We start from the raw sequence: 15,148 nt of genomic DNA, 5'->3' as shown, positions 1-15,148 counted from the left end.
TTTTATTTAATTTCTTGCTTTGCTTCTTTAATAGTGTTATTATGTAAAAAGGTATTATATGTTAATGTGAAAATGGAGGAATTTATGTCGAATATAAGAGTCTGGAAAATTTCAGTTGGTGGAACCAATAACATAAAATTGCATAAGAAATCTTTTAAGGATAATGTTCTATATATCGGATTTGATAATATAGAAGAAAAAAATTATCCTTATAATGGGGAAGAAAGACCTAGAAAACAAGAGAATCAAGTAGCACTCCTTCAAAATGGAGTCAGTATAGGAGATTTAGTAGTAGTTCCTAGGAAGAATCTACGGGCTTCTTTTTTGGCTAAAATAATTGGTCCTTATCAATATGTTGAAAATAGTGAGTTCGAAGGGTATCCAAGACGATTTAAAATCATTCCGATTAGTAAATTTGGTGATTTCCAATTAAATTCTCTTGAAACTAAGAAATGGAACTTTACAACAGTATCTTTATTAACATATTCAAGTCTTGATGAGTTATATATGGATTTTAATATTGAAAAAGATAAGATTACAGATGTTCAAAACGAGGAAAACGCATCAGAAAATATCAACGAGTATAAAAATATTTTACTTTCATCCAAAAACCTCATCCTCCGAGGTGCACCTGGTACAGGAAAAACTTATCTTGCTAAAGAAATTGCTAAAGAGTTAACGGAAGGCCATGAGGAGCAAATCGGCTTTGTACAGTTTCATCCATCCTATGACTATACGGATTTTGTAGAGGGGTTGCGACCGCTTCCAGGTGATGATGGGCAGATAAACTTCGGATTGCAGGGTGGAATTTTTAAAAATTTTTGCGAAAGAGCTAAATTAGCGCAAAAGACAGGCGGTCAGGATAATTTTGAGGAAGCCTGGGAATCTTATTTGGAGTTTATAAATACCACTGAAGAGAAGGAGTATTTAACAAAGACATCTTACTTGTCAGTTAATAGCAGGCAAAATTTATCTGTCAATTATGATAGTGGAGTATCTGGATGGACATTGCCTCGACATTATGTTTATGAATTATATAAAAATAAGAATTATGATAAGCAAAGATATTATAAGAGTGGCGGAAAAACAGTCCTAAAAGTCTTGAAAGAAAGGTTTGCATTAAAAACTTTTAAAGAAGCAGATGTAATATCAAGTATTAAAAACTTCGTCTTCATCATCGATGAAATCAACCGTGGTGAGATTTCTAAGATTTTTGGAGAACTCTTTTTCTCAATTGATCCTAGCTATCGTGGTGAAAAGGGAAGTGTTTCTACCCAATATGCCAATCTACACGAAAGTGATGACAAGTTTTATATTCCTGAGAATATCTATATTATAGGGACCATGAACGACATTGACCGTTCGGTGGATACCTTTGATTTTGCTATGCGTCGTCGCTTTCGTTTTGTAGAAATAACAGCTGAAAGTCAGTTAGGAATGCTAGATGAAGAACTCAAAGACGGTGCGGAAGAAGCAAAACTTCGTCTTAGAAATTTGAATGCTGCTATTGAAAACGTTCAGGAATTAAACAGTCATTACCATATAGGGCCAAGTTATTTCCTTAAGTTGAAGGATGTAGATTTTGACTATGAATTACTCTGGTCTGATTATCTCGAACCGCTTTTGGAAGACTACTTGCGTGGTTTTTATAAGGAAGATGAAACCCTTAAAACATTGAAAAAAGCATTTAACAAAACAACTAGTGAGGAAGCAAGTCAGTCAGATAAGAGTGACGATGAAAGCGTTGAGAGTGATGATGCGGATAACTGATAATCAGTATAAAATTACTAAAGAAGACTTTGTCGCAGAATATCCCAAACTAAACAAACTTCTTTTAGATAGAACATTAGGAAATCTTTCTCAAGAAGACAGTATCTTTGTTTTCCCAAATGACCTACAATATTCTCCAGATTTGGATAAGAAACAAAAGATTTTGGAAACGGTCAATCAGGAAATCAAGACAGGAAATGTGATTGGTTTTCTGGGGTGTGGTCAGGAAAGATTAACAATCTCCTCTCGTTTTTCGATTAAAGGTGATGACTATTTTTTACATTATCTTTTACAAAAGGTTCTTCATATCAATCTTACTAGTTTAGATGTATCTTTGTCGCGTGAAGATAAACTCTATCAACTTTTGATGTATCTCTTTCCCAAGTATCTTCAAGCTGCTCTCCGAAAAGGTCTTTATAAGGAATATCAGAGATTTTTCCATAACGATAGTCATGTAAAAGGAGTAGTTGATGTAGGAAATCATCTCAAGAAAAATCTTCCTTTCACGGGAAATATTGCCTACACAACGAGAGAGTTCACCTATGATAATCCTATCATGCAGTTAATTCGGCATACGATTGAGTACATAAAGACTCAAAAAAGCTTTGGAGTTATGCTCGATAGTGATCGTGAAACAATAGCTGAAATTACTCGTGTAACCCCTGCCTATAAACTAGCTGATCGTGCGAAGATTATTCGGGGAAATCAATCTAAACCTATACGTCATGCATACTTTCACGAGTACAGAAAGTTACAAGAACTTTGTCTGCTGATCCTAAACCAAGAAAAGCACGGTTTAGGATATCAAAATCAAAAAATTCATGGTATTCTTTTCGATGTTGCCTGGCTTTGGGAAGAGTATGTTTACACCTTGTTGCCAAAAGATTTCATCCATCCACGAAATAAGGATAAGACGGATGGGATTTCAGTGTTTTCTATTCGAGAACGAAAAGTTTATCCAGATTTCTATAATAGAGATTTAAAAATTGTGTTAGACGCTAAATATAAAAAGCTTGAAGATACTGAAAAAGGAATAAACCGTGAGGACTTGTTCCAACTGATTTCCTATTCTTATATTTTAAAAGCTGAGAAGGCTGGTCTTGTTTTTCCGAGCGAGGACAAGGTTATTGATAATGAAATAGGAAAGCTAGCAGGTTATGGAGCTTTGTTGAAGAAATGGTCTATCCAAATTCCTCAGAACTCTTCATCCTATCGTGAATTTTGTGAAATGATGGAAAACTCCGAAGAAATTTTTAAAAGGAATATTGCTAACGAAGTGGGGAGAAAATAATCTCTCCACTTTTTTGTCTTTGATACAAGTAAAACACGAACAATATAATTTAAATTATAAAAATATTTGACAAAAACTGTACTTTGGTTTATAATAAATTAAGGAAACGTCGGAAAAGGCGTAGTGATGCGAGAGCATAGGTAGGTCATTACAAAAGAAACGAGACATCGATATGTTAAATGAATTTCCAATTTTTGATTACGAAGATATTCAATTGATTCCAAATAAATGTGTGATTAAAAGCCGTGCAGAAGCGGACACAAGTGTCACTCTAGGAAATCACACCTTTAAACTACCTGTTGTGCCAGCTAATATGCAGACGATTTTGGATGAAAATGTAGCAGAGCAACTGGCTAAAGGTGGGTACTTCTACATTATGCACCGTTTTGATGAGGCAGGACGCATTCCTTTTATTAAACGCATGCACGATCAAGGGCTCATTGCTTCTATCTCTGTCGGTGTTAAGGATTATGAGTATGATTTTGTCAGCGAGCTCAAGGCTGATGCTCCAGAATACATCACGATTGATATTGCCCATGGTCATGCGGATAGCGTGATTTCTATGATTCAACACATTAAGAAAGAATTGCCAGATACTTTTGTCATTGCTGGAAATGTGGGAACACCAGAAGCTGTGCGTGAATTGGAAAATGCTGGTGCGGATGCCACTAAGGTCGGAATCGGTCCTGGTAAGGTTTGTATCACTAAGGTTAAGACTGGTTTTGGTACAGGTGGTTGGCAGTTGGCTGCTCTCCGTTGGTGTGCCAAGGCTGCGCGTAAACCGATTATCGCTGATGGAGGAATTCGTACTCACGGTGATATTGCCAAGTCTATTCGTTTTGGTGCCAGCATGGTCATGATTGGGTCCCTCTTTGCAGGACATATTGAAAGTCCAGGGAAAACGATTGAAGTTGATGGTGAACAGTTCAAAGAATATTATGGTTCAGCCTCACAATATCAAAAAGGTGCTTACAAAAATGTGGAAGGAAAACGCATCTTACTTCCTGCCAAAGGTCATTTACAAGACACTTTAACTGAGATGGAACAAGACCTTCAAAGTGCTATTTCTTATGCAGGTGGACGTCAGGTTGCTGACCTTAAACACGTTGATTATGTGATCGTGAAAAACTCCATCTGGAATGGGGATGCTTCCCACTAGGACGGGCTATTTGACCAGAAAAAACTTGTTATTAGAGCAAATTTCTGTTATAATAAAACAAGTTTCCACCCTTAGTGTAATGGATATCACGTAAGATTCCGGTTCTTGAGATGGGGGTTCGATTCCCTCAGGGTGGATGTAAACATCCTAAAAAGCCTTTAAATAGGGCTTTTTTCTTTACACTGCTTTAAATTTGTCCCTAATACTCAATGAAAATCAAAGAGCAAACTAGGTAGTTCGCCACAGGATGCTCAAAATACTGTTTTGAGGTTGTAGAAAGTCAGTCACATATATACGGTAAGGCGACGCTGACGTGGTTTGAAGAGATTTTCGAAGAGTATCAAGAAGTCCCCCAGAGAAAACTTCTTGATGGCTAATTTGAACTTGAAATTTGGCACTAGAAAATTTTTTGAAAAAAGGGTAAATTCCCAAACTAAGTTCCACCGCTAGTAGAAGTGGAAGTTAGTCTGATAAAAATCCTAAAAAACAGTGGAAATCGGTGTCAGGGTAAATTCCACTGGTTTTAAACATGCTTGATTTTATTGCTTTTGTAACCAAAATGAATCGAAAAAAAGAGCGCACAAAATCCCCTCATTTGAAAGCGTTTCAGATTAAATTCCGCTATGGTGGAAGTTAGTGTGAGACGTTTGAATGGGGTTGAAGATTAGTTTTTAGAACTTATGTTGGAGTAATTTAGACGACTGGCAGACGTCTTCTGCAGGTATTTTAGAAATGCCGAGAAGCTTAGGAATCTCTTCTCCGTAAGTAAAGGCAAAGAGTTCATAGGCTGACTTTCCATTCAAAGCAGCGCGTTTGACACTGTTGACATGAGAGCAGACGAGATTGATATCCTCTTGAGTTAAGTTGTCAAAAGAAGTTCCTTTAGGTAGAATGTCGCGAATCAGCGTGTGATTTTTCTCAATTCTCCCTTTCTGGTCAGAGCGATTAGGGTCACAAAAGAAGAGTTTACTCTCTCCTCGCACATCCATTTCGATATCATCGACCCTGGCAAACTCTCCACCATTATCTGTCAGGATGACAGGGAAGAGTTGGAAGAAATCTTTGTCAGCTTGGTGAAGAGTGTTCTTGATGTCATAGAGGTGTTTGGTAACCTCAAGAGCAGTTTTATTATCCAGCAGTCTAGCGAAGATAAAGTTACAGAAAGATAGATTGAAGGTGAGTAGGACTTTCCCTCCCATTCTGCCCATAACGGTATCCATTTCCAGCCAAGAGTTCAGTTGCTTAAGAGCCAAATAATTTAGGAAATCCTCATAGGAACGCCCTTTTTTGTCTTCTTTAGGGATGGAAGGTAGATTATTTTTCCGTCTTTCTTTGAATTTAACGGCTCTGACTAGGTCAATAGGAGCGATAGATAGGTATCCTTTTCGGATGTGTCGATAGACGGTTGAGGAGCTGACATCAAGATTGTGAGTTTTGAGGATATGATAGATGTGTTGTCCTTTTTTAACACCCTCAGAAATGACTTTGTCCATGTCCCAGAAGGTCTTGGAATTGAGGGGAGTTCCTTCACGAGATTCAACAAGAGTTTGTTCGTACTGCTTTTGAGCTTGCTTAGCGAGGTAGAAGATCTTCTTATAGCCACAATTCTGTCTTCTTTTAGGGCAGCCGTTACAGACAAAGGGAGTTTTGTCAAGTAGAGGGCAAGGAAGGTTATGGCATGTAGACTCTCGGACTCGTCTGTTTCGTTTGACTTCTTTGGAGACAGTGGTCGGGTCTTTTAGAATGGACTGTCCGATAGCTTTGAAGGTTTCACCGCGCTCTAAGCCTAGTTGGATATCGTTACGGTCTGAAAGGGTAAGATGTTTATGTTTTGTCATAGTGAGCCTCATTTCTAACTCAAACGTCTCACACTTAATTCCACCATAAAAATCCGTTTTAGACTAATTTCCACTTTAGTCAGGCGAGTGGAAGTTACTTTGAGAAGTTACGTTCTTGAAAAAATAGGCTTTTTTTCTAAAAATCTCTAGTCAAGCGCTTTATTTTTTTGTATAATAGAAGTAGCAAAGTATAGATAAGAAGAGAAAAGCATGATTACACTATTTCTATCACCGAGCTGTACATCATGTCGTAAGGCTAAGGCCTGGTTAGAAAAACATAAGGTTCCCTTTGTGGAACACAATATTATGACCAGTCCTTTAACAAGAAAAGAATTGCAACACATCCTTTCCTTGACCGAAAATGGTACTGATGACATCATTTCAACTCGTTCAAAAATTTTTCAAAAATTGAATATTGATGTAGAGAGTATTTCGGTATCGGAATTGCTTCATTTGATTGAGCAGTATCCTAGTCTTTTGCGTCGTCCAATTATTATCGATGCCAAACGCATGCAAATCGGTTTTAATGAAGATGAGATTCGTGCTTTTCTCCCTCGTAGTTACCGTAAGCAAGAACTAAAAGAAGCAAGAATGAGAGCTGGTATTAGTTAATGAACAAACAGTATAGTTACCCACTAGATTTGTCGTGGAGCACTGAAGAACTTGCTTCAGTGCTTTCTTTTTTTAATGATGTTGAAGCTGCCTATGAAGGCAAGGTAGAGGCTCAAAAGTTACTGGACTCCTATAAGGGATTCAAAGCGGTCGTGCCAAGCAAGAGTGAGGAGAAACGTTTGGGACGAGAATTTGAAACAGTTAGTGGCTATTCGCTTTACCGAGCAGTTCAGGCGGCTAAGGAAAAAGGGGAAGGAAAGATTTCTCTTGGAAAGTAAATTTGAATTTGCTAAAGAGCTTGTCAAGAAGGCGGGCCGGTACATTCTTGACCATATGCAGGAAGACTTGCGTGTTGAAACCAAGTCCTCTCCAACAGATTTGGTGACCAGACTGGACAAAGAAGTTCAGGAACTCTTGGTTGGTGAGATTTTGTCCCGTTATCCTGAGGATAAGATTTGTGCTGAAGAAGGTTGTCTGCGAGCCTCGGTTCAAGAGGGCAAGGTTTGGGTCATTGATCCCATTGATGGTACCAATAATTTTGTAGCCCAGCAGGAAGATTTTGCTGTTATGATGGCTTATTTTGAAAATGGTCAGGGACAGTTTGGTCTGATTTATGATGTGGTCAAAGGGGATTGTTACCATGGTGGTGGTAAGTTTCCAGTCTGCCGAAATGATCAGCCCCTAGCTCCCTTTAAAGCAAAACCCCTTGGAGATTTTCTCATTGCGGGAAATAGTGGCATGCTGGAAACCAACGAATGGGGGCTGGCTGATTTGAGTCGAGCGGTCCTCGGTGTTCGTGTCTATGGGAGTGCGGCCATTAGTTTTGCCAAGATTTTGTCAGGGCGTTTGTTGACCTATGTCACCTATCTGCAACCATGGGATTATGCTGCGGCTAGTATTTTAGGGGAAAGTCTGGGCTATGAGGTTGTGACTCTTTCTGGTGAAGCTCCTGATTTTCAAACCAGACAGGCGGTCATGATGCTACCTCTTGAGATGCAGGAGGAAATTCAGTCCTATATTTACGAAAGGAAAAGAACTTAAATGCAATTTCCAGAAGGATTTGTTGAAAAATATGAAGAGATACTAGGAGATGAGGCAAGAGATTTTCTTGCCTCTTTTGAGGAGGAAGCGGTTTCGGCCTTTCGGGTCAATCCCTTAAAAGAAGAGCCAGTTTCCTTTCCTGATGCTATTCCTCAAACTCCTTGGGGACATTATGGGAAGGTTTCAGGGAAATCGCCTGAGCATGCTACAGGTTTGGTTTATTCGCAAGAACCCGCTGCCCAGATGGTTGCTCAGGTAGCCCAGCCCAGTCCTGGTATGAAAGTCTTGGATTTGGCTGCTGCACCGGGTGGAAAATCAACTCAGCTGGCAGCCTATCTAGCAGGGGAGGGTCTCCTTGTTTCCAATGAAATTTCAAGCAAACGGGCTAAGATTTTAGTAGAAAACATGGAGCGCTTTGGAGCGACAAATGTTGTGGTTACCAATGAATCTGCTGACCGTTTGGCCAAGGTTTTTAAGGGCTATTTTGACCTCATTGTCCTAGATGCCCCTTGCTCTGGTGAAGGGATGTTTCGTAAGCAACCAGATGCTATGGACTATTGGAGCTTAGATTATCCAAGTCAATGTGCTAGTTTGCAAAGAGAAATTCTAGCAGATGCAGTGACCATGCTAGCTGAAGGTGGTAGCTTGGTTTATTCGACCTGTACCTGGGCACCTGAGGAAAACGAAGAGATTGTCAAGTGGTTGCTGGAAGAGTATGATTTTGACTTGTTGCCGGTTGAACATATCAATGGAATGGTAGCTGGTATTGACCTCCCAGAAACGGCTCGGATGTACCCTCATCAGTTTAAGGGAGAGGGTCAGTTTGTAGCTCATCTACAGTTTAAGGGTGACAATCCAGCCCCTAAATGTAAGACAAGTAAGAGCAATCTCAGCCGAGAACAAGTTGCCTTGTGGCAGGAATTTGCCCAAAAACATTTGAAGGTCAATCTAAGGGGAATCTTGCAGACTTTTGGTGACCAACTCTATCTCCTGCCAGAACTTTTGCCAGATTTAGGGAAACTCAAGATTGCGCGCAATGGTCTGCATTTGGGTACTTTTAAGAAGAAACGCTTTGAACCAAGTTTCGCTCTTGGTCTAGCCTTGAAACCGAGTCAGGTAAAGCAATCAGTTGAAATTGCCCAAGAGGAGTTTGTAAAGTATGCGGCTGGAGAGACTGTTCAGTTGGCGGAAAGTCTGCCAAATGGTTGGTACCAAGTTTTGGTTAAAGGCAATGGCTTGGGTTTTGCTAAGGTGACTGGAAATGTTTTGAAAAATTATTTTCCAAAAGGCCTCAGATTCAAGTGAAAATGCTAGTCAAAGTAGCTTGTCTATGTTATAGTGGAAGTATGGATTTTTTTCAAATTATCTTTCATTTTAAGTCAAAATTGGCGGAGAAGGCAACTGATCAAATTTCTAGTAAAACCAAGCTAGTAACTTCAGTTGACTCCCAATTTTAAAAAGAAAAATATAAATAAATAGTTGAAAAAATTCACAGCATTCACCATTATTTTCAAGGAGAAAAACAGTGAAAAAAAGGAAAAAACTCGCTCTATCCCTTGCAGCTCTTTTGCTGGCAGGTTCTTTAGCGGGATGTGCTAGCTGGATTGATCGTGGAGAATCCATGACAGCTGTTGGCTCAACGGCTCTTCAGCCCTTGGTCGAAGCAGCAGCAGATGAATTTGGCTCTTTGCACGTTGGAAAAACAGTTAACGTTCAAGGTGGAGGATCTGGTACAGGTCTGTCTCAGGTTCAATCTGGAGCCGTTGATGTAGGAAATTCAGACGTATTTGCCGAGGAAAAAGACGGTATCAACGCATCCGCTCTAGTAGACCACAAGGTTGCTGTAGCGGGCTTGGCAGTGATTGTAAACAAAGAAGTTGACGTTGAAAATCTGACAACTGAACAACTCCGTAGCATCTTCACAGGTCAAGTAACCAACTGGAAAGAAGTCGGTGGGAAAGACCTAGCCATTTCCATAATCAACCGTGCTGCAAGTTCTGGTTCGCGTGCAACCTTTGATAGTGTTATCATGGATGGTCAATCTGCCGTGCAGAGTCAAGAACAGGATTCAAATGGGATGGTCAAAAACATTGTTTCCCAGACACCAGGAGCCATTTCTTACCTAGCCTTTGCCTATGTGGATGATTCGGTGAAACGCATGAAGTTGAACGGCTATGAGCCGATTGCAGAAAATGTTACAAGCAATAACTGGCCTTTGTGGTCTTACGAACACATGTATACCCTAGGTCAACCAAATGAATTGGTGGCAGAATTTCTCAACTTTGTCCTCTCAGATGAAGCGCAAAGTGGAATCGTTAAGGGAATGGGCTATATTTCTGTTAAGGAAATGAAGGTTGAAAAAGATGCTGTAGGAACGGTGATAGCACTAGAAGGGAGTCACTAATGAATCAAGAAGAATTAGCTAAAAAATTACTTTCTCCCTCAAAGAACTCTCGTCTAGAGAAATTAGGAAAAGGTTTGACCTTTGCCTGTCTGTCTTTGATTGTCATTATTGTGGCCATGATTTTGATTTTTGTAGCCCAAAAAGGTTTGTCGACCTTCTTTGTCAATGGGGTCAACATCTTTGATTTCCTATTTGGACAAACTTGGAATCCTTCAGGTAAACAATTTGGTGCCCTTCCTATGATTTTGGGTTCCTTTATTGTCACAATCCTATCAGCCCTTATCGCAACTCCTTTTGCCATTGGTGCGGCAGTCTTTATGACAGAAGTATCACCAAAGGGTGCAAAAATCTTGCAACCAGCCATTGAATTGCTAGTTGGGATTCCTTCAGTCGTCTATGGATTTATCGGTTTGCAGGTCGTAGTTCCCTTTGTCCGTAGTGTCTTTGGTGGAACTGGTTTTGGGATTTTGTCAGGGATTTTCGTTCTCTTTGTCATGATCTTACCGACGGTAACCTTTATGACAACCGATAGCTTGCGTGCGGTGCCTCGTCATTATCGTGAAGCTAGTTTGGCTATGGGGGCCACTCGTTGGCAAACCATCTGGCGCGTGACCTTGAAGGCAGCACGTTCAGGGATTTTTACAGCAGTGGTCTTTGGGATGGCGCGTGCCTTTGGTGAGGCCTTGGCCATTCAGATGGTAGTCGGAAACTCAGCCGTAGTCCCAACCTCACTAACAACACCTGCTGCGACCTTGACCTCTGTTTTGACCATGGGTATCGGAAATACCGTCATGGGAACAGTTGACAATAACGTACTTTGGTCACTAGCCTTAGTCTTGCTTTTGATGAGTTTGGCCTTCAACAGTGTGATTAAATTGATTACGAAAGAAAGAGGAAAGAAAAACTATGCACGCTAAGAAATTAGATAAAATTGCAACAGCTGTCCTCTACTCGATTGCAGGGATTATTGTGGCCATCTTGGCATCCTTGATTCTTTATATCTTGGTTCGTGGTTTGCCCCACATCTCTTGGTCTTTCTTGACTGGCAAATCCTCTTCTTACCAAGCAGGCGGAGGGATTGGAATTCAGCTCTATAATTCCTTCTTCCTTTTGGTCATTACCTTGATTATCTCTGTGCCTTTGTCTATGGGAGCTGGGATTTTCCTAGCTGAATATGCTAAAAAAGGTCCTGTGACCAATTTTGTCAGAACCTGTATTGAAATCTTGTCTTCACTGCCATCAGTGGTTGTGGGTCTCTTTGGTTACTTGATCTTTGTAGTTCAGTTTGAGTATGGATTTTCAATCATTTCAGGTGCCTTGGCCTTGACGGTCTTTAACCTGCCTCAGATGACTCGTAATGTTGAAGACAGCTTAAAGCACGTTCACCATACGCAGCGTGAGGCCGGCTTGGCCCTTGGAATTTCTCGTTGGGAGACAGTGGTCCATGTGGTCATTCCAGAAGCCCTACCAGGTATTGTGACGGGGGTTGTCTTGGCCTCTGGTCGTATCTTTGGTGAGGCTGCTGCTTTGATCTATACAGCAGGACAATCCGCTCCAGCTCTAGACTGGTCTAACTGGAATATTCTCAGTGTAACTAGCCCAATCTCTATCTTCCGTCAAGCAGAAACCTTAGCTGTCCATATTTGGAAAGTCAATAGTGAAGGTACTATTCCTGATGGAACCATCGTATCAGCAGGTTCTGCAGCCGTGCTCCTCATCTTTATCCTCATCTTTAACTTTGGAGCTCGCAAACTCGGAAGCTACCTACATAAGAAATTAACCGCTGCCTAAAGGAGAAGCCATGTCAAAATATAATTGGGATGAAAAGCATATCATCACCTTTCCTGAAGAGAAAGTGGCCCTCTCTACTAAGGATTTACATGTTTACTACGGTAAAAAAGAATCCATCAAGGGCATCGATATGCAATTTGAAAAGAATAAAATTACAGCCTTAATTGGCCCTTCTGGTTCAGGGAAATCAACCTACCTCCGCAGTCTCAACCGTATGAATGATACCATTGATATTGCCAAGGTAACAGGTCAAATCCTCTACCAAGGGATTGATGTCAACCGTCCAGAAATCAACGTCTATGAGATGCGCAAGCACATCGGAATGGTCTTCCAACGCCCAAATCCCTTTGCCAAGTCTATCTATCGCAATATCACTTTTGCCCATGAACGTGCAGGAGTTAAGGACAAGCAAGTCTTGGATGAAATTGTGGAAACTTCCCTTCGTCAGGCTGCCCTTTGGGACCAGGTCAAAGACGATTTGCACAAGTCAGCCTTGACCCTATCAGGTGGTCAGCAGCAACGTCTCTGTATCGCTCGTGCTATCTCTGTTAAACCAGATATCCTCTTGATGGATGAGCCGGCATCAGCCTTGGATCCAATTGCGACAGCCCAGCTGGAAGAAACCATGTTGGAGTTGAAAAAAGACTTTACCATCATCATCGTGACCCACAGTATGCAGCAGGCTGCGCGTGCTAGTGACTACACAGGATTTTTCTACTTGGGTGATTTGATCGAGTACGATAAGACCTCTAATATTTTCCAAAATGCTAAACTACAGTCAACCAATGACTACGTAACAGGACACTTTGGATAGAAAGGAAACAGTATGACAGAAGCGATTTTACAGGTGTCAGACCTGTCCGTTTACTACAATCAAAAAAAGGCCTTGAATAGTGTTTCCCTATCTTTCCAACCTAAGGAAATTACAGCTTTGATCGGTCCATCTGGATCAGGGAAATCAACCCTCCTCAAGGCTATCAACCGCATGGGGGACCTCAATCCAGAGGTAACCACAACTGGTTCGGTGGTTTACAACGGCCACAACATCTACAGTCCGCGTACAGATACAGTTGAATTGCGGAAGGAAATCGGTATGGTTTTCCAACAACCAAACCCTTTCCCTATGTCTATCTACGAAAATGTTGTTTACGGGCTTCGTATCAATGGAGTGAAGGATAAGCAGGTTCTAGATGAAGCGGTAGAAAAAGCCCTACAACGGGCTTCTATCTGGGATGAGGTCAAGGATCGCCTGCATGATTCAGCTATCGGGCTTTCAGGTGGACAACAGCAACGTGTCTGTGTTGCCCGTGTCTTGGCAACCAGTCCTAAAATCATTCTCTTGGATGAACCGACTTCAGCCTTGGATCCTATCTCGGCTGGTAAGATTGAGGAAACCTTGTATGGTCTAAAAGATAAATACACCATGCTCTTGGTTACGCGTTCCATGCAACAAGCCTCTCGTATCTCTGACAAGACAGGATTTTTCCTAGATGGAGATTTGATTGAGTTTAACGATACCAAGAAGATGTTCCTCAACCCACAACACAAGGAAACAGAAGATTATATTTCAGGAAAATTTGGATAAGGAGATAAATGATGTTACGTTCTCAATTTGAAGAAGATTTAGAGAAATTGCACAACCAGTTCTATGCTATGGGACAAGAAGTGCTATCCCAAATCAATCGTACGGTGCGTGCCTTTGTTACGCATGACCGTGATTTGGCCAAGGAAGTCATCGAAGACGATGCAGAAGTAAACGAATACGAAGTGAAATTAGAGAAGAAATCATTTGAAATGATTGCCCTTCAACAACCGGTTTCTCAGGACTTGCGTACAGTTCTAACAGTCTTGAAGGCTGTATCGGACTTGGAACGTATGGGGGACCATGCCGTTTCTATTGCCAAGGCGGCAATTCGTATGAAGGGTGAGCAACGCATCCCAGCTGTTGAAGAAGAAATCAAGAGAATGGGTCGCGATGTCAAGAATTTCGTTGAAGCAGCCCTTGAACTTTATCTGAATGGTTCAGTTGATCAGGCCTATGAAGTAGCAGCCATGGACGAAAAAATCAACCATTACTTTGATAGCATTCGTGACTTGGCTACAGAAGAAATCAAGAAAAATCCAGATGCCATTGTTACAGGTCGTGATTACTTCCAAGTGATTGCCTTCTTGGAACGTATTGGAGACTATGCTAAGAATATCTGTGAATGGGTTGTTTACTTTGAAACAGGTAAGATTGTCGAACTATAAAATAGGATAATTCTGTATAAAAAGGAGCTTGAAATCAACTGAAAGCTCCTTTTGTTGAATGAAAAAAATATTTTTAAGATAAAAATTCAAAAAAACACTTGACAAGCATCTTGAATAGCGTTATAATTATACAAAATTAACAGAGAGGTTGTTTATTTATGAAATTTAAAAAATGGATATTTGTTTTATGTAGTTTTCTTGCAAGCTTCTTCTTAGTGGCTTGCCAGTCGGGCTCTAACGGTTCTCAGTCAGCTGTTGAGGCCATTAAGCAAAAGGGAAAATTAGTTGTGGCGACCAGTCCTGACTATGCACCCTTTGAATTCCAATCCTTGGTTGACGGAAAAAACCAGGTAGTCGGTGCGGATATTGATATGGCCCAAGCTATCGCTGATGAACTTGGGGTTAAGTTGGAAATCTCAAGCATGAGTTTTGACAATGTTTTAACCAGTCTTCAAACTGGTAAGGCTGACCTAGCAGTTGCGGGAATTAGCGCTACTGACGAGAGAAAAGAAGTCTTTGATTTTTCAATCCCTTACTATGAAAACAAGATTAGTTTCTTGGTTCGTAAGGCTGATGTGGAAAAATACAAGGATGTAACTAGCCTTGAAAGTGCTAATATTGCAGCTCAAAAAGGGACTGTTCCAGAATCAATGGTTAAGGAACAATTGCCAAAAGCTCAATTAACTTCCCTAACCAATATGGGTGAAGCTGTCAATGAATTGCAGGCTGGAAAAGTAGATGCTGTTCACATGGATGAGCCAGTTGCCCTTAGCTATGCTGCTAAAAATGCGGACCTAGCTGTTGCAACCGTCAGCTTGAAGATGAAGGACGGCGAAGCCAATGCAGTTGCCCTTAGAAAAAATAGTGCTGATTTGAAAGAAGTGGTGGACAAGGTTATCCAAAAACTCAAGGATGACGGTATCTACCAAAAATATCTTGAAAAAGCAGCAAGCCTAACAGAAGTTGAACAATAAGAAAAAGCAGAGTTGGAA

Annotated in this window: 15 protein-coding genes and 1 tRNA gene; 15 read left to right on the top strand and 1 reads right to left on the bottom strand. The window is 40.7% G+C overall.

All coding sequences use genetic code 11. The features are described from left to right. The first annotated feature begins 84 nt into the window (after positions 1 to 84). From ACLV7Q_RS05550 to ACLV7Q_RS05535, 4 genes are all read left to right on the top strand, one after another. Positions 85 to 1,770, top strand: coding sequence for an AAA family ATPase (locus tag ACLV7Q_RS05550; RefSeq protein WP_225904701.1), 1,686 nt, complete (start codon positions 85 to 87; stop codon positions 1,768 to 1,770). Then, positions 1,757 to 3,061 carry an McrC family protein gene (locus ACLV7Q_RS05545; RefSeq protein WP_218757323.1) on the top strand — a complete coding sequence of 435 codons (1,305 nt, stop codon included), beginning with the start codon at positions 1,757 to 1,759 and terminating at the stop codon, positions 3,059 to 3,061. Before ACLV7Q_RS05550 ends, ACLV7Q_RS05545 begins: the two co-directional genes overlap by 14 nt. 172 nt (positions 3,062 to 3,233) lie before the next feature. Then, positions 3,234 to 4,220 carry a GMP reductase gene (locus ACLV7Q_RS05540; RefSeq protein ID WP_172923530.1) on the top strand — a complete coding sequence of 329 codons (987 nt, stop codon included), beginning with the start codon at positions 3,234 to 3,236 and terminating at the stop codon, positions 4,218 to 4,220. Between the two features lie 65 nt (positions 4,221 to 4,285). Then, positions 4,286 to 4,357, top strand: a tRNA-Arg gene (locus ACLV7Q_RS05535). Between the two features lie 534 nt (positions 4,358 to 4,891). Here the strand turns inward: ACLV7Q_RS05535 and ACLV7Q_RS05530 are convergent. Continuing rightward, positions 4,892 to 6,058: an IS30 family transposase gene (locus ACLV7Q_RS05530; RefSeq protein ID WP_411865993.1), complete on the bottom strand. Its 1,167-nt coding sequence runs from the start codon at positions 6,056 to 6,058 to the stop codon at positions 4,892 to 4,894. A 210-nt stretch (positions 6,059 to 6,268) separates the two neighbouring features. Here ACLV7Q_RS05530 and ACLV7Q_RS05525 point away from each other — a divergent pair, with 210 nt between their 5' ends. The 11 genes from ACLV7Q_RS05525 (at position 6,269) to ACLV7Q_RS05475 (ending at position 15,130) form a co-directional block, all read left to right on the top strand. After that, entirely contained in the window at positions 6,269 to 6,670 is a 402-nt protein-coding gene (locus ACLV7Q_RS05525) for a Spx/MgsR family RNA polymerase-binding regulatory protein (RefSeq protein ID WP_000631259.1), read from the top strand. Next, the gene (locus tag ACLV7Q_RS05520) at positions 6,670 to 6,948 is read left to right on the top strand and encodes a UPF0223 family protein (RefSeq protein ID WP_023946312.1); all 279 of its coding nucleotides are present in this window, start codon (positions 6,670 to 6,672) and stop codon (positions 6,946 to 6,948) included. The genes ACLV7Q_RS05525 and ACLV7Q_RS05520 overlap by 1 nt, the downstream gene beginning before the upstream one ends. Further along, positions 6,938 to 7,711 carry an inositol monophosphatase family protein gene (locus ACLV7Q_RS05515; protein WP_218758012.1) on the top strand — a complete coding sequence of 258 codons (774 nt, stop codon included), beginning with the start codon at positions 6,938 to 6,940 and terminating at the stop codon, positions 7,709 to 7,711. The genes ACLV7Q_RS05520 and ACLV7Q_RS05515 overlap by 11 nt, the downstream gene beginning before the upstream one ends. Further along, complete coding sequence (locus ACLV7Q_RS05510) at positions 7,712 to 9,016, top strand: RsmF rRNA methyltransferase first C-terminal domain-containing protein (protein ID WP_218758013.1); 1,305 nt, start codon at positions 7,712 to 7,714, stop codon at positions 9,014 to 9,016. A gap of 220 nt (positions 9,017 to 9,236) precedes the next feature. Next, positions 9,237 to 10,115, top strand: a complete 879-nt coding sequence (locus tag ACLV7Q_RS05505; RefSeq protein ID WP_218758014.1) for a phosphate ABC transporter substrate-binding protein PstS family protein — start codon at positions 9,237 to 9,239, stop codon at positions 10,113 to 10,115. Continuing rightward, positions 10,115 to 11,032 carry a phosphate ABC transporter permease subunit PstC gene (gene pstC, locus ACLV7Q_RS05500; RefSeq protein WP_049495124.1) on the top strand — a complete coding sequence of 306 codons (918 nt, stop codon included), beginning with the start codon at positions 10,115 to 10,117 and terminating at the stop codon, positions 11,030 to 11,032. Before ACLV7Q_RS05505 ends, pstC begins: the two co-directional genes overlap by 1 nt. Next, complete coding sequence (pstA, locus tag ACLV7Q_RS05495) at positions 11,022 to 11,906, top strand: phosphate ABC transporter permease PstA (protein WP_000543046.1); 885 nt, start codon at positions 11,022 to 11,024, stop codon at positions 11,904 to 11,906. Before pstC ends, pstA begins: the two co-directional genes overlap by 11 nt. Positions 11,907 to 11,916: 10 nt before the next feature. Continuing rightward, a complete protein-coding gene (gene pstB, locus ACLV7Q_RS05490) occupies positions 11,917 to 12,720 on the top strand; it encodes a phosphate ABC transporter ATP-binding protein PstB (protein WP_020900241.1) in 804 nt (267 codons plus the stop codon). Positions 12,721 to 12,732: 12 nt separating this feature from the next. Then, positions 12,733 to 13,491, top strand: a complete 759-nt coding sequence (gene pstB / locus ACLV7Q_RS05485) for a phosphate ABC transporter ATP-binding protein PstB (protein WP_000133484.1) — start codon at positions 12,733 to 12,735, stop codon at positions 13,489 to 13,491. An 11-nt stretch (positions 13,492 to 13,502) separates the two neighbouring features. Next, entirely contained in the window at positions 13,503 to 14,156 is a 654-nt protein-coding gene (phoU, locus tag ACLV7Q_RS05480; protein WP_000946458.1) for a phosphate signaling complex protein PhoU, read from the top strand. Positions 14,157 to 14,314: 158 nt separating this feature from the next. Further along, complete coding sequence (locus ACLV7Q_RS05475) at positions 14,315 to 15,130, top strand: ABC transporter substrate-binding protein (protein WP_218758015.1); 816 nt, start codon at positions 14,315 to 14,317, stop codon at positions 15,128 to 15,130. Positions 15,131 to 15,148: the final 18 nt, after the last annotated feature.

Origin of the sequence: Streptococcus mitis, assembly GCF_965111725.1 — a bacterium.
Lineage (GTDB): Bacteria > Bacillota > Bacilli > Lactobacillales > Streptococcaceae > Streptococcus > Streptococcus mitis_DV.
The sequence above is the reverse complement of the archived record's forward strand: the minus strand, read 5'-3'. Positions and strand labels throughout refer to the sequence as shown.

Excerpts from the sequence above, each read along its gene's own strand:
- ACLV7Q_RS05550 (WP_225904701.1), top strand. The coding sequence starts at position 85 with ATGTCGAATATAAGAGTCTGGAAAATTTCAGTTGGTGGAACCAATAAC.
- ACLV7Q_RS05545 (WP_218757323.1), top strand. The coding sequence starts at position 1,757 with ATGCGGATAACTGATAATCAGTATAAAATTACTAAAGAAGACTTTGTC.
- ACLV7Q_RS05540 (WP_172923530.1), top strand. The coding sequence starts at position 3,234 with ATGTTAAATGAATTTCCAATTTTTGATTACGAAGATATTCAATTGATT.
- ACLV7Q_RS05530 (WP_411865993.1), bottom strand. The coding sequence starts at position 6,058 with ATGACAAAACATAAACATCTTACCCTTTCAGACCGTAACGATATCCAA.
- ACLV7Q_RS05525 (WP_000631259.1), top strand. The coding sequence starts at position 6,269 with ATGATTACACTATTTCTATCACCGAGCTGTACATCATGTCGTAAGGCT.
- ACLV7Q_RS05520 (WP_023946312.1), top strand. The coding sequence starts at position 6,670 with ATGAACAAACAGTATAGTTACCCACTAGATTTGTCGTGGAGCACTGAA.
- ACLV7Q_RS05510 (WP_218758013.1), top strand. The coding sequence starts at position 7,712 with ATGCAATTTCCAGAAGGATTTGTTGAAAAATATGAAGAGATACTAGGA.
- pstC (WP_049495124.1), top strand. The coding sequence starts at position 10,115 with ATGAATCAAGAAGAATTAGCTAAAAAATTACTTTCTCCCTCAAAGAAC.
- pstA (WP_000543046.1), top strand. The coding sequence starts at position 11,022 with ATGCACGCTAAGAAATTAGATAAAATTGCAACAGCTGTCCTCTACTCG.
- pstB (WP_020900241.1), top strand. The coding sequence starts at position 11,917 with ATGTCAAAATATAATTGGGATGAAAAGCATATCATCACCTTTCCTGAA.
- pstB (WP_000133484.1), top strand. The coding sequence starts at position 12,733 with ATGACAGAAGCGATTTTACAGGTGTCAGACCTGTCCGTTTACTACAAT.
- phoU (WP_000946458.1), top strand. The coding sequence starts at position 13,503 with ATGTTACGTTCTCAATTTGAAGAAGATTTAGAGAAATTGCACAACCAG.
- ACLV7Q_RS05475 (WP_218758015.1), top strand. The coding sequence starts at position 14,315 with ATGAAATTTAAAAAATGGATATTTGTTTTATGTAGTTTTCTTGCAAGC.